This is a genomic window from Lentzea kristufekii (assembly GCF_033949925.1).
GTDB lineage: Bacteria > Actinomycetota > Actinomycetes > Mycobacteriales > Pseudonocardiaceae > Lentzea > Lentzea kristufekii.
In genome coordinates, this window is record NZ_JAXAVV010000022.1 from 1 (window position 1) to 13516 (window position 13516).

General features: G+C 68.9%; 12 protein-coding genes. 8 read left to right on the forward strand and 4 right to left on the reverse strand.

The annotated features are described in order from the left end of the window. The coding region (locus SK571_RS34565) for a hypothetical protein (RefSeq protein ID WP_319988313.1) at positions 1 to 812 on the forward strand (812 nt) is incomplete at its 5' end. Beyond that, positions 809 to 1342 carry a hypothetical protein gene (locus SK571_RS34570; RefSeq protein WP_319988314.1) on the forward strand — a complete coding sequence of 178 codons (534 nt, stop codon included), beginning with the start codon at positions 809 to 811 and terminating at the stop codon, positions 1340 to 1342. The genes SK571_RS34565 and SK571_RS34570, both read left to right, overlap by 4 nt. Before the next feature lie 5 nt (positions 1343 to 1347). Here SK571_RS34570 and SK571_RS34575 read toward each other — a convergent pair whose 3' ends face one another. Then, on the reverse strand, positions 1348 to 2268 hold the full coding sequence (locus SK571_RS34575) for a DMT family transporter (protein WP_319988315.1): 921 nt from the start codon (positions 2266 to 2268) through the stop codon (positions 1348 to 1350). A gap of 47 nt (positions 2269 to 2315) precedes the next feature. On the opposite strand from SK571_RS34575, the gene pdxR reads away from it, so the two are divergent. Continuing rightward, entirely contained in the window at positions 2316 to 3668 is a 1353-nt protein-coding gene (gene pdxR / locus SK571_RS34580; protein WP_319988316.1) for a MocR-like pyridoxine biosynthesis transcription factor PdxR, read from the forward strand. 368 nt (positions 3669 to 4036) lie between these two features. Here the strand turns inward: pdxR and SK571_RS34585 are convergent, their stop codons facing one another. Further along, a complete protein-coding gene (locus SK571_RS34585) occupies positions 4037 to 4174 on the reverse strand; it encodes a hypothetical protein (RefSeq protein WP_319988317.1) in 138 nt (45 codons plus the stop codon). A 90-nt stretch (positions 4175 to 4264) separates the two neighbouring features. Between SK571_RS34585 and SK571_RS34590 the strand changes: the two genes are divergently transcribed. Genes SK571_RS34590 through SK571_RS34610 form a run of 5 tightly spaced genes read left to right on the forward strand, consistent with a single transcriptional unit; the run spans position 4265 to position 10287 of the window. After that, the gene (locus SK571_RS34590; protein ID WP_319988318.1) at positions 4265 to 5794 is read left to right on the forward strand and encodes an ATP-dependent DNA ligase; all 1530 of its coding nucleotides are present in this window, start codon (positions 4265 to 4267) and stop codon (positions 5792 to 5794) included. A gap of 19 nt (positions 5795 to 5813) precedes the next feature. Then, positions 5814 to 7097, forward strand: a complete 1284-nt coding sequence (locus SK571_RS34595; protein ID WP_319988319.1) for a GNAT family N-acetyltransferase — start codon at positions 5814 to 5816, stop codon at positions 7095 to 7097. Between the two features lie 25 nt (positions 7098 to 7122). After that, entirely contained in the window at positions 7123 to 8562 is a 1440-nt protein-coding gene (locus SK571_RS34600; RefSeq protein WP_319988320.1) for a GuaB1 family IMP dehydrogenase-related protein, read from the forward strand. 4 nt (positions 8563 to 8566) lie between these two features. Then, positions 8567 to 9520 carry an ABC transporter ATP-binding protein gene (locus SK571_RS34605; RefSeq protein WP_319988321.1) on the forward strand — a complete coding sequence of 318 codons (954 nt, stop codon included), beginning with the start codon at positions 8567 to 8569 and terminating at the stop codon, positions 9518 to 9520. Next, a complete protein-coding gene (locus SK571_RS34610; protein WP_319988322.1) occupies positions 9517 to 10287 on the forward strand; it encodes an ABC transporter permease in 771 nt (256 codons plus the stop codon). Before SK571_RS34605 ends, SK571_RS34610 begins: the two co-directional genes overlap by 4 nt. Positions 10288 to 10354: 67 nt before the next feature. On the opposite strand, the gene SK571_RS34615 is transcribed toward SK571_RS34610, so the two are convergent. Together SK571_RS34615 and SK571_RS34620 are read right to left on the reverse strand one after the other, a co-directional pair. Then, entirely contained in the window at positions 10355 to 11659 is a 1305-nt protein-coding gene (locus SK571_RS34615; RefSeq protein WP_406602081.1) for a PhoH family protein, read from the reverse strand. A gap of 388 nt (positions 11660 to 12047) precedes the next feature. Further along, positions 12048 to 13298, reverse strand: coding sequence for a DUF885 domain-containing protein (locus SK571_RS34620; RefSeq protein WP_319988324.1), 1251 nt, complete (start codon positions 13296 to 13298; stop codon positions 12048 to 12050). Positions 13299 to 13516 lie beyond the last annotated feature (218 nt).

Consider the following 13516-nt stretch of genomic DNA (forward strand, 5'->3'; position numbering starts at 1 on the left):
TCCTGCGCGTGGATCTGACGTCGGTCGCGGCAGCGGTCGTCCGGGGCGAGCCGGGCGCGTTCGAAACGTTCATCAACGAGGCCCAGGGCCGTTCGCCCGACGAGATGTCGGCGGCGGCCCTGGTCCTTTCTTCGTCACCGGACGTCCAGGTCAACGAGCTGCTCGGCAACCTGCTGTTCTACATCGGCATGTGCGACGCGTTGGAGCCGTTGGTCCTGCGCGTGGCCGAAGCCTTCGAACGCGGCGATGGTGACGCTTGGGAGCGTTCTCTCCTGCTGCCCATGCAGGACGAGGACATCCGCGCCGGCCTGCCGCATCGCGAGCGCCTTCTGGCTGCCGTGCCTGCTGATTCATGGTTGTACGGCCTGTTGATGGTGGTGGACCTCGAACCGTTGCTGGTGCTGCATCGCCCTAGTGGCACCGGTTTCGAGGTGACGATCGGCGGCATCGGCGACAACTTCCAGCTCCACACGCTGCTCGCCTACCGACTGGTTCCAGAGCACGTGCCTGGCGAACCGCCGTTGCAGTCGTGGGTGGAGGCGGCGTCCGTGGGCCCGGACCTCGAACCCGAGGGCGGAATCCGGGGCCAGTTCCAGCTTTCCGACGGGTTCGGCGACACGATCTGGAACGAGGGCCGCCCGTCCGACATCCCGTTGTTCGAGGGCCGCCGGGTCGTCGTGCTGGACCCGCCGCCGTACCTGCGGTCGTGGAACGCGGGCCGCGTCTACCCGATGATGACGCCTCTCGTCGACGTTGCTCGCGTGCTGCCCGCTGATGAGGCCGCTTCGTGGCTCGCGAAGGTCAGTTCGTGAGTTTCGCCGGTTCTGCGAGGAAAGTTGTCGACACCTCGCTGCCGCTGGGCCATCGCGTCAGCGCCCTGCTCCTGTGCCTGTGGCGCTACCGGCCGCTTGGTTTCGAGGCGTCGTTCAGCTTTCTCCAGTCCGTGGCCGGCGACTTCACCCGCGACCCGGCCTTGCTGCCCGCGGCGCTGGAACTGCTGACCGCGAGTCACGCCGCTTGGCAGGCTGACCTTCGCGCCTACGGCGTTCTCCGGCGGCATGCCAAGCGCTTGGGTTACCGGGTGCCGCACCCTTCCGCACCCAACCCGAACAAGCCTTCGCACTGGTACGGCGCACCGCGCGAGGCCGCCCTTCACGCCGTGTGGTTCTGGTACTCGAAGGGCGCCTCTGCTGATGTAGATGTGCACAGCCTTGCCGTTGCGCTGCTGGAGCGCGGACGGTTCACGGCGGAGCAGCGGGAGATCTTCGACCGGGTGCGTGCCGAGCCTGGCGATTCGTGGGCGATCATCCGGCAGATGGCGGTCGTGGTCGCCAACTCCTGACACCTTTACGGCGCAACAACTTCCGCGGCGGTGTCAGACCCGTTCGCTATTGTTGATTTTGGGGGTACCCGGCCCGCGTCGTGTGTGTGGTGTGTTCCCTCTGGTTCGTGTGTCCCTCGCCGGAGCCCGATGACGCACCCGAGTGCAACCGTGGTGACGCCGGCGACGGACACGAGCGTGAGCTCCTGCGCGCCCAGCAGCACGGAGGTCGCGAGGCCGGACACCGGCATCAGGCCGATGAGCACGCCCGCGCGGTCGGAGCCCAGGCGGTTCACGGCGAAGTACCAGAGTCCGAAGGCCAGCGCGGTCACCACCACGGCCAGCAGCACGAGCGAGAAGCCCTGCCGGGCGTTCGGCATCTGCCAGCCGCCGAAGAACGTGCCGAGCACGGCACCGATCACCGTCGCCAAGATGCACGTCCAGGTCGCCACACCGAGCACGCCAAGGCGCCGTACGACTCCCACGGCGAACAAGGTGAAGCAGACCTCGCCGGCCATCGTGATCAACGCCAGCGCAAGGCCAGGACCGTGCCACGAGCCGCCGCCGGACAACAGCACGATGCCCGCTGCCACCACCACGGCGCCCACCACGGCCGATGCGGTTCGTTGGCGTGACAGCAGCGCCAGTGCGATGGGTGCGCCGCCCATGACGGCGGCGACGAAGCCCGGTTCCGCGTACTGCTGGGCGGCGATGAGCACGGCGTTGAAGCCGAGCATGCCCGTGACGACCACCCCGAGCAACGGCGGGATGTCACGCCACGAAGGCATGGGCAAACGGCGCGCCACCAGCAGCAACACGGCCGCGCCGAGGGCGTAGCGCATGGCCTGGCCGGTCAGGACCGGGTAGCCGTCCAGCATGCCCGTGATCGGCACCGACGCGCCGACGATCGTTGCCGCTGTCGCTCCTGCGGCCACCCCGAGTTTCATGCCTCAGAGCCTTGCGCTGAACTGGTCCAGGTTTAAGCTCCACTTCAATGACCACGAACTGGACCACTTTTCGCGAGCTGCTGTTGCCGGGGCACCAGCGGCGTCGCGGGGTGGAGGCCGAACTGCGCCGGGGGATCCGGGACGGCAGGCTCCCGCCCGGCACGCGGCTGCCGTCGAGCCGCGACCTGGCCACGCAGCTCGGGGTGGCGCGCGGCACGGTGACGTCGGCGTACACGCAGCTCGTCGCGGAGGGGTACCTCACGACGCGGCGCGGCTCGGGGACGACGGTCGCGAGCCTCGGGCCGGCCGGCGCGTGCGGCGTGCCCGCGCCGCCGCAGCGGTGGCGGTACAACCTGCGGCCCGGCCTGCCCGCGCTGGGCGCGTTCCCCCGCGCCGAGTGGGTGGCGGCTCATCGCTCGGCGCTCGCCGAGCTGCCCGACGACGACCTCGCCTACCCCGATCCGGCCGGTTTCCTGGGACTGCGCAAGGAGATCGTCGACTACCTGGCCCGCGTCCGGGCGGTGGTCGCCAAGGACGCGGTGATCACCAACGGCGCGGCGGACGGGTTGCAGCTCACCGCGCGGATCGTGAACGGCAGCATCGCGATCGAGGAGCCCAGCCACTTCGGCGGCGAGAACATGCTGCGCTCGCACGGCCTTGAGACCGTGGCGGTTCCGGTGGACGACAAGGGAATCCGGGTCGATCTTCTGTCCAAAACGGACTGCAAGGCGGTACTGGTCACGGCGGCGCACCAGTTCCCGCTAGGCATGGTGCTGCACCCGGAACGGCGGCGGGCGCTCGTCGAGTGGGCGCGCGAGCGGGACGCGTTGATCATCGAGGACGACTACGACGCCGAGCACCGCTACGACCGGCCGGCCCTGGGCGCGTTGCAGGCCCTCGCACCCGACCACGTGGTGTACCAGGGCACGACGAGCAAGGTGCTGGCGCCCGCGTTGCGCCTCGGATGGCTTGTGGTGCCGGAACGTCTGCGCGAAGGCATCGTGCAACGCAAGCAGTACAACGACATGGGCACCGGCACGATCCCGCAGGCCGCGTTCGCGCATCTGCTGCGGACCGGCGGCTACGACCGGCATCTGCGCCGTACGCGCGCGCTCTACCGGAAGAGGCGGGACGCGCTGCTCGAGGCCGTTGCGGAGCATCTGCCCGCATGGCAGCCCATCGGCGTCGCGGCAGGGTTGCACGTCGTGCTGCGCATGCCTGACGGGACGGACGACCTCGCGTTGAAGAGCAGGCTTGCGGAGCGTGGCGTGCACGTCTGGGCGTTGGCGCAGTACACGCGCACGCCCATGTGGCCCGGTCTGGTGCTCGGTTACGCGTCGCTGACCCCTGACCGCCTCCGCGAGGCGGTCAGGGAGATCGCCGACGTCGCCGTGGCCTAGTGGCGTGACCCGGCTCGTTGGCGAGCGAATTCACGCTCAGCAGGGCGCCTCGCGGCACCACGATGCACCCGTCTGACCGCGAATTCCCCCGGCAACGTTCCGGGCCACACCACTAGTAGAGCGTCGCGGCTCAGTTGTGCTCCGCTGAGTCGGGCGGGCAGGGTACGAGGCGGTCTGGCCGCGCTCTCACGTTAGGTCGCCGCTGAGTTGGCGGTAGAAAAGTACTGGCGCAAGCGTTTGCCGATCACTCCAACTACCGCCAACTCTGCAGGTGGCAGCCACGAGAGCGCGATTTTCACGATCGAAGCGCGGCCACTGTCGGCATCACTCCCACCCGTCACCATCCAAAAGATGGCTGCGACGCTCTACTAGAGGATGTGCTCCCGCAGGGCGCTGGCGTCGGCGTCAGTGCCGAGGATGTGCTCGCGGTCTCCGGTGCCGGGACCGGCGAAGGACGTGACGGCGACGGCCGCGAAGAGCAGGGCGGCAGCGATGAAAGCACGCATGGTGCGGTAAACCCCCAGGTAGAACGGTTGACCCGGTCAGCCTAGCCCGAGCCTCCAGAAATTGTCAGTGCTCGGGTGCACCATTGAACCGTGCTCCTCTCCGAAGTGGTCGACACGTCAGCCGCGGTGGCGGCGACCCGGTCACGCCTGGCCAAGGTCAAGGCGTTGTCCGCGTTGCTGCGGGCGGCGACGGCGGACGTGGTGGTCGCGGTGGTGTCGTTCCTCATAGGCACGCCGCGGCAGGGTCGCATCGGCGCGGGCTGGCGGACGGTCGTCGACCTGTCCGTGCCGCCCGCCGCCCGCGCCGAACTGACGATCGCCGAGGTCGACGCCGCGCTCGCCGAGGTGGCCGCGACGTCCGGCAAGGGCTCGGCGCAGCGCCGGGTCGGCCTGCTGACGGCGCTGTTCGCGCGGTCGACCGAGGCGGAGCAGGACTTCTTACGCCGGTTGCTCACCGGCGAGCTCCGCCAGGGCGCGCTGGAGGGCGTGATGCTGGACGCGATCGCCTCGGCCGCGGACGTGCCGGGCGAGACGGTGCGGCGGGCGTTCATGCTGTCCGGCCGGTTACCGGAGACCGCGGTGGCCGCGCTCGACGGCGGCGCGCGCGTGCTGGAGGCGTTCCGGCTGGAGGTCGGGCGCCCCCTGCGGCCCATGCTGGCCTCGCCGGCGGAGTCGCTGGACGAGGCCCTGGCCGAGCTCGGCAGCTGCGTGGTGGAGCACAAGCTCGACGGCGCCCGCATCCAGGTGCACCGCTCCGGCGACGAGGTCCACGTCTACACGCGCACGTTGCGCGAGATCACCAAGACGGTGCCGGAGCTCGTCGAGCTCGTGCGCGGCCTGCCGTGCACCTCGGTGGTGCTCGACGGCGAGACGCTGGCGCTGACCGACGAGGGGAGACCTCGGCCGTTCCAGGAGACGATGAGCAGGTTCGGCGCGCAGGACGAACGTGAGCTGCTGCTGCACCCGTACTTCTTCGACTGCCTGCACCTCGACGGCAAGGACCTGCTCGACGAGCCGTTGCGCGACCGCCTGGCCGCACTGCGGCAGGTGGCGGGCGAGCACGTCATCCCAGGCGTGCTGGACCCGTCGCCGGAGGAAGCGGCGAACGTCGTCACGGCGGCGCTCTCCGCGGGCCACGAGGGCGTGATGGTGAAGTCGCTGGCCTCGCCCTACGCGGCAGGCCGCCGAGGCAGCGCCTGGCAGAAGGTGAAGCCGGTGCACACGCTCGACCTGGTCGTGCTCGGCGTCGAGTGGGGCAGCGGCCGCCGCCGCGGCTGGCTGTCGAACCTGCACCTGGGCGCCCGCGACCCGGACGGCGGCCCGCCGGTCATGGTCGGCAAGACCTTCAAGGGGCTCACCGACGAGCTGCTGAAGTGGCAGACGAAAGCCCTGCAGGAGATCGCCACCGAGCAGAACGACTGGGTCGTCATGGTCCGCCCGGAACTGGTGATCGAGATCGAGCTGGACGGCGTGCAGGTCTCGCCGCGCTACCCCGGCGGCGTGGCGCTGCGGTTCGCCCGCGTCGTCCGCTACCGCCCGGACAAGGACCCGTCGGAAGCGACCACGATCGAGGAGGTGAGGGCACTCCTGCCCACCGCACGACCGAATCCCGAGAGCTGACCGCCGCTAGCGTGGTGGCGTGGGGGAGAACGAGGAGTTCAGCCGCGTCTACGCCGAGCCGGACGACTTCGCGCAGTGGACGGAGTTGGACCGCTACGCGACGGCGACCTGGTACGACGGGCGTGTCCTCGCCGTGCAGGACTTCGGCACGACGATTCGCGTCGTCCTGCCGATCAGCCTCGACACCGGGCACACGGTCCTGTTCGAGGTCTGGGTCGTCGTCGACTTCGACGAAGGGAGCGAGCTCGGCGCGGAGCTCGAGGCAGGCGGCTGGAGCGGAGCGACGGCCAAGGGCCTGCTGCTCAACGTGGTCGAGCCCTGGCCAGAGGTCTACGGCGCCCCGGTGACGTTCGCCGGGAGACCAGGTGAGTGGCTACCCCGCATCACCGGCTCCGAGCAGCCCGTCCTGCGCCGCGTGCTCACCGAGAAATGGCCGGTCAGCGTGCTCGCGCTCGGGCGGTTCTGGTTCGAAAATCGGGTGCGGCCGTCCGCGCCCGGCAATAGCGTCAAGCCGGTGACCGACGCATCCGCGCTGCTCAGCGCATTCGACACCCAGGCCCGCTCCGCCGAGTGGGAGGTGTATCCCGACGCGGTCCAGGACTCGGAGGTGTTCCGCGTCGCCTGGGCACACCGCCGCGGCTTCGTCGCAGGCCCGCCCGACCTCCGTCTCGACGGCGCCGAGCTGGACGCGGTGATCGCACGCCAGCGCGACTTCTTCGCCGCGCGCGGGCAGGCCGTCGAATGGAAGACCTGGGGTCACGACAGGCCCGCTGACCTGCCGGAACGGCTGGAGGCGGCCGGTTTCGTCTCCGAGGGTCGCGAGACCGTGCTCGTCGGGCTCGCCGAGGAGATGGCGGGGCCGGTCCAGCTCGAAGACGGGATCGTCCTGCGCGAGACCAAGGAGGAAGCCGACCTGCATCGGCTCGCCGCCACGGCCACGGAGGTGTTCGGCAGGAACAGCAGCTGGCTCGTCGACTACCTGCTGGAGAAGCAGGACGACCCGAACACGGTCGTCGTGGTCGCCGAGGCGGACGGCCAGGTCGTGTCGTCGGCGCGGCTCGAGATCGTGCCGGGCACGGAGTTCGGCGGGCTCTGGGGCGGCGGCACGCTCGCCGCGTGGCGGGGCAAGGGCATCTACCGCGCGCTCGTGGCACACCGTGCGCGCGTCGCGATCGAACGAGGTGTGAAGTACCTGCAGGTCGACGCGTCGGAGGACAGCAGGCCGATCCTGGAACGCCTCGGGTTCGTGGTGGTGACCACGACCACCGGCTACGTCTGGGAGCCGAGCCGCATGCCCTGGTGAGACGCTGCGGGTATCGTGGAAGCACGTGCGGTTCATCGAAGGGCATCGACCCTCTTACGACCTGACCTACGACGACGTGTTCCTCGTCCCCGGCCGTAGCGCCGTGGAGTCGCGGTTCGGCGTCGACCTCTCCACTTCGGACGGCACCGGGGCCACGATCCCGATCGTCGTCGCCAACATGACGGCCGTGGCCGGGCGGCGGATGGCGGAGACCATCGCGCGGCGTGGCGGGCTCGTCGTCATCCCGCAGGACGTGCCCACCGAGGCCGTCGCGGAGATCATCGCGTGGGTCAAGGAGCGGCATCCCGTCTGGGACACCCCGTTGACGCTCACCACGGGCGATGCGGTGGCGGACGCGTGGAACCTCTTGCACAAGCGGGCGCACGGGGCGGTCGTCGTCGTGGACGACGGTGGGCGGCCTCTTGGCGTTGTCGACGAGGCGGCGCTCACGGGGGTTGACCGGTTTGCGCGGCTTGGCGACGTGATGAACACCGACGTGTTGAAGCTGTCGCTCGACTCGCGGCCCCAGGACGTGTTCGACGAGCTTCACCACAGCGCGCACAAGATCGCGTTGGGCGTGGACGAGACGATGAGGCTTCGTGGCGTGTTGACGGAGCTGACCGCGCTCCGGGCCGAGGTCTACAAGCCGGCTACCGACGACGACGGCAAGTTGCGGGTCGCGGCGGCGGTCGGGGTCAACGGGGACGTGCGGGCCAAGGCCGAGGCGTTGATCAAGGCCGGGGTGGACGTGCTGGTCGTGGACACGGCACACGGGCACCAGGAGAAGATGATCGCGGCGCTGCGGGCCGTGAAGGAAGCGAACCCGAGCGTGCCGGTCGCGGCGGGCAACGTCGTCACCGCGGAGGGTGTCCGGGATCTGGGCGAGGCCGGCGCGGACATCATCAAGGTCGGTGTCGGGCCCGGCGCCATGTGCACCACGCGGATGATGACCGGCGTGGGGCGGCCGCAGTTCAGCGCCGTCGCCGAGTGCGCCGCGGAGGCGCGGAAGCTCGGCAAGCACGTGTGGGCCGACGGTGGCGTGCGGCATCCGCGGGACGTGGCGCTGGCGCTGGCCGCCGGGGCCAGCAGCGTGATGGTCGGCAGTTGGTTCGCGGGGACGTACGAGTCGCCTGGGGATCTGCAGCGGGACGAGCGCGGCAACCTCTACAAAGAATCCTTCGGAATGGCGTCGAAGCGCGCTGTGACGGCGCGGACGCGCAGTGACAACGCGTTCGACCGGGCCAAGAAGGGGCTGTTCGAAGAGGGCATCTCCACTTCGAAGATGAGGTTGGACCCGGTGCGCCCGAGCGTGGAGGACCTGCTCGATGCGATAACGTCCGGCGTTCGCTCGGCCTGCACGTATGCCGGTGCGAACTCGCTGGAGGAATTCCACGACAAGGCTGTGCTCGGCATCCAGTCCGCCGCTGGATTCGCGGAGGGAAGGCCGTTGCCAGGGGGATGGTGAACAAGTGGACGAAGCGGTCTCGGTAAGAGATCTCCGCAAAGTCTATAAAACGGGACAAAAGCCTGCGGTGGACGGATTGAGTTTCGACGTCCGCCGGGGTGAGGTCTTCGGACTGCTCGGGCCCAACGGCGCGGGCAAGACGACCACGGTCGGCGTCCTCACCACGCGCGTCCGCCCCACCTCGGGGCAGGCGCTCGTGGAGGGCGTCGACGTGGTGGCCGACTCCAAGCGCGCACGGCAGTTGCTCGCCGTCGTGCCGCAGCGCAACAACCTCGACCGGTCGCTCAACGCGCGGCAGAACCTGTTGTTCCACGCGGCTTATCACGGCATCGGGCCGAAGGAACGGCAGAAGCTCGCCGACGACATCATCGAGCGGATGGGCCTCAAGGACCATCAGAACGCGCTCGTCGACACGTTGTCCGGCGGTCAGGCGCAACGGCTGATGATCGCCCGCGCCCTGATGCACCGGCCCAGGGTGCTGTTCCTCGACGAACCGAGCACCGGCCTCGACCCGCAGGCCAGGCTCTTCGTCCACGAGCGCGTCGCCGCACTGCACGCGGACGGCGTCACGGTCGTGCTCACCACGCACGACATGGACGAGGCCACCAAGCTGTGCGACCGCGTCGGCATCGTCGACCACGGCAAGCTGCTCACGCTGGACGCACCGGACGAGCTCACGAAGAGCCTGCCCGGCAGCAACACGGTCAGCGTCACGGTGAGCCCGAACGGCCACGAAGCCGCCAAGATCACCAAGGCGCTGTCCGAAGTGGACGGGGTGCAGCGGGTCGAGGACCTGAACGACGTGTTCCGCGTCTACACCGACTCCGACACCGCGACCACGCTGCCCGCGGTGCTGAACGTCCTGCGGGACCTCGACGTCACGGTCAGCGACGTCGCGATCGGCAAGCCCAGCCTGGAAGACGTCTTCATCCACCTGACCGGCAGGGAGCTCCGGTGAGCCAACTCAGGACGTTCCAGGCCATCCTGTGGCGCGACGTCTTCGTCACGGGCCGCGAACTGCCGAGCTTCCTCGCGCAGGTGATCATCCAGCCGTTCTTCATCCTCTTCATCTTCGCGAAGGTGCTGGGGGACATCGGGTACGTGCAGGACGACTTCGCCCAGGTGTTGTTACCCGGCATCATCGCGATGAACGGGTTCTTGGGCGCGTTGCAGAACACGACGCTCCCGCTGGTGCTGGACTTCTCCTGGACGCGCGAGATCGAGGACCGGCTGCTCGCGCCGATCTCCATCCCGCTCGTCGCGGTGGAGAAGATCGTGTTCGGCGCGATCCGCGGGTTCTTCGCGGCCGTGCTGATGGTGCCCGTCGGGTTCGTGATGCTCGACGTGTCGTGGGACTGGTCGGGCATCCCCGGCGCCCTGCTGGTGATCGTCCTCGGGTGCCTCGCCGGCGGCAGTGTCGGCATGGTCATCGGCACGTCGGTGCCCGCGCGCCGGGTCAACGTGATGTTCGCGGTGATCCTGACGCCGTTGCTGTTCACGGGGTCCGCGCAGTTCCCGTGGCGGTCGCTGAGCGACGACCTGCTGTGGTTCAAGGTGGTCTGCGCGCTCAACCCGCTGACGTACGTGAGCGAGGGCATGCGCGCGGAGCTGGTGCCGGACGTGCCGCACATGCCGTTGCCGGTCGTGCTGGTGGTGCTCGTCGTCGCGATCGCGGGCTTCGGCGGGCTCGGCCTGCGCGGCTTCATGAAACGCGCCCTGGACTAGGGCCTGTGCAGAACGAAACCGGCCCCGCGCAACGAAAGCCGCGCGGGGCCGGTGCTCGTTCACGACACTACGAGGCGTAGTCCTCCAGCATCTCCGTGACGAGAGCCGCGATCGGCGAACGCTCCGAGCGCGTCAGGGTGACGTGGGCGAAGAGCGGGTGGCCCTTCAGCTTCTCGATCACCGCCGCCACGCCGTCGTGCCGGCCGACCCGCAGGTTGTCGCGCTGCGCCACGTCGTGCGTCAGCACCACCCGCGAGTTGCTGCCCAGTCGCGACAGCACGGTCAGCAACACGTTGCGCTCCAACGACTGCGCCTCGTCCACGATCACGAAGGAGTCGTGCAGCGAGCGGCCGCGGATGTGGGTGAGGGGCAGGACCTCGAGCATGCCTCTGTCCATCACCTCTTCCACGACCGCCTGGCTCACCAGCGCGCCGAGGGTGTCGAACACCGCCTGCGCCCACGGCCCCATCTTCTCGTTCTCGCTACCCGGCAGGTAGCCGAGCTCCTGGCCACCGACCGCGTACAACGGCCGGAACACCACGACCTTGCGGTGCTGCCTGCGTTCCATCACCGCTTCGAGACCGGCGCACAGCGCCAGTGCCGATTTTCCGGTGCCGGCACGTCCGCCCAGCGAGACGATGCCGACCTCCGAGTCCAGCAACAGGTCCAGGGCGATCCGCTGTTCGGCGGACCTCCCGTGCAGTCCGAACGCCTCCCGATCTCCGCGCACCAGCTTGATCTGCTTGTCCGCGGTCACCCGGCCCAGAGCGCTCGAGGTGCCCGCCAGCAACCGGATTCCGGTGTGGCAGGGCAGTTCCGCGATGTGCTCCAGGTCCTCGTACTGGGTGGGGTCGACGACGTTGTCCTTGAACAGGTTGTCCACCAGGGACTGGGGAACGTCCAGATCGGACATTCCCGTCCAGCCTGACAGGGTGACGTCGTGTGCCCGGTACTCCTCCGCCTGCAGGCCGACCGATCCGGCCTTGACCCGCAGGGGCATGTCCTTGGTCACCAGGGTGACGTTGCGTCCCTCAGCAGCGAGGTTGAGGGAGCAGGCGAGGATTCGGGCGTCGTTGGAGTCCGTTCGGAAACCTGATGGCAACACCTCCGGGTCGGAGTGGTTGAGCTCGACGTGCAAGGTGCCTCCCAGATCCCCGATGGGGATCGGCGAATCGAGGCGACCATGCCGCAAGCGCAGGTCGTCGAGCAGTCGCAGGGCTTCCCTCGCGAACCATCCCAGTTCGGGGTGGTGGCGCTTGCCCTCCAGCTCGCTGATCACCACGAGCGGGAGCACGACCTCGTGCTCCGCGAACCGGGTGGCGGCGAGTGGATCGGACAGCAGTACCGACGTGTCCAGCACATATGTCGTGATGGCTGGGGCGGCGGACTTGCGCCGGGAGGAAGAACTGCGCGATGAGCCTGAGGAACGGCTCGCGGGACGTCGTGCGTTCACGGCAACTCCCTCACGAACGCGGCACCCGCGTCCGCTCCTCGCTGGGCCAGGCACCACCCTGATTGATCGTCTTGCCTTCCGCCGGTGTGGCGTCAGGCAGGTCGACCACGAGGGCCGGGTGCCGGCCCCCTCGCGACGTCGTCTGCCACGATCAGAGCCTCCCTGCGCGGTCCGCAGTGGTCGCGTCCCGCCGCTTTCGAAGTTACCTGTGGGAGTGCCCCATCTGCACGAAGCCACACAGGTGAATCCCGATTTGTCATCTGCCCGAAAACATCCCGAAACGTGACCGCTTCCGTGTTTCCGCTGGTCACATGCTGTTCTCGTGCGTGTTGCGCGCCAGCCACGACAATCCGTCCCTGACCTGGGATTCGAGCGATTTCGGCACCAGAGGCTCGTCGAGAAGTCTCAGATAGCGGGAGTCGAGCGATTCGCCGGGGGCCCGGACGTCGAGCCAGGCCCGCACGAGGCGCACGCCTTCGACGTAGGTCGTGGTGTACGCGCGCCACAGCGGATCGGCCAGAAAGCGGACCATCTGCCGTGCGCGACGCTCGGGGACTAGCAGCCACCTGCGCAGGTACGCAACCACGTCATCCTGATCCGCACCACGGTCGTGTAGCAGCAGGGCGGCGTCCTGCCGCACCGTGAGCAGGCCCGATGCCGCCGACTCCACCTCTTCGGACAGTTCGCCGTCCATTCGCAACCCCAGGTCGCGGAAGATCTGCTCCGTCCACACGCCCCAGCCCGGTCCGACCGCGGCGTGCAGACCGAGGTCTGCCATGCCCTCGGCCATCAGGCACTGCGGAGTGTTGATCAGGAAGATCGACTGCTCCGCGTGGCCGCGCTTGGCGACCAGGCCCGACTCCTTGCGGCAGTGCTCGGTGTGGTGGCCGGGGTAGGACTCGTGCGCGACCAGGTGCGGCAGGTTCGCCATGCGGTGGCCCAGGTCGGCGTTGATCGCGACCCTGCTGCGGTAGCCGCCGAGGTAGTAGTTGAAGCCGCTCCACGGCTTGTTCGTGACGATCCGGTACTCCACGATCTCCTGCTCGGGCAGCGCGTACTTCTGGCGCACCCGGTCCCTCAGCGCGCTCGACAGGGCCTGTACGGCGCCCTGGAGCCTGCGTGCGGGCACCTCGTCGGCCGCACGGAAGGCGGTGAGGCGGTCGGTGAGCGAACCCGGCCCGGCGAGCGCCACGTCGAGCTTGCGGTGGGCCTGCGCGTACGCGTCCTCGTCACCGGGGCGGATGCGCACCTGGAAGTACTGCTCGACCTCGTCGACGAACGAGATGCGCTCGCCGTCGAGCCTGCGTGCCGTGCACTCCAACGCCCGCAGGTGCGCGTCGAGGAACTGTTTGCGCTGCTCGGGGAGGTCGCTGCCGGGGATCTCCCCGAGCAGCAGGCGCGCGTGGTCGCCGAGCGCCCTCGGGTGCAGGCGCGGCTCGTTGTCGACGGCGCGGCTCAACGCCGGGTCGCCGGTGAACGAGTCGACGAACCCGGACACGAGGCGCCCGAGCCGCAGCCCCAGCACCAGGTATCCGCGCACCAGCTCGTTGGCGTCCATGAGTCGGAGAGCTTAAGGCGTCTACCACAGCGTCTTACTCGCGACCGAATCGTGAAACGACGACCACCTGATCGGGGAATGTTGTTGATCTTGACGTCACACAATGGGGTCACGCAGGCCGCCATTCGAGATCAATGCCTATAGCGTTTCCGCCCGGAGACCCCACCGCTCCGGAGATCCCCGAAGACTCCGGAAATGACGGGGATGACCCGACATGA

Excerpts from the sequence above, each read along its gene's own strand:
- SK571_RS34575 (WP_319988315.1), bottom strand. The coding sequence starts at position 2,268 with ATGAAACTCGGGGTGGCCGCAGGAGCGACAGCGGCAACGATCGTCGGC.
- pdxR (WP_319988316.1), top strand. The coding sequence starts at position 2,316 with ATGACCACGAACTGGACCACTTTTCGCGAGCTGCTGTTGCCGGGGCAC.
- SK571_RS34585 (WP_319988317.1), bottom strand. The coding sequence starts at position 4,174 with ATGCGTGCTTTCATCGCTGCCGCCCTGCTCTTCGCGGCCGTCGCCGTC.
- SK571_RS34620 (WP_319988324.1), bottom strand. The coding sequence starts at position 13,298 with ATGGACGCCAACGAGCTGGTGCGCGGATACCTGGTGCTGGGGCTGCGG.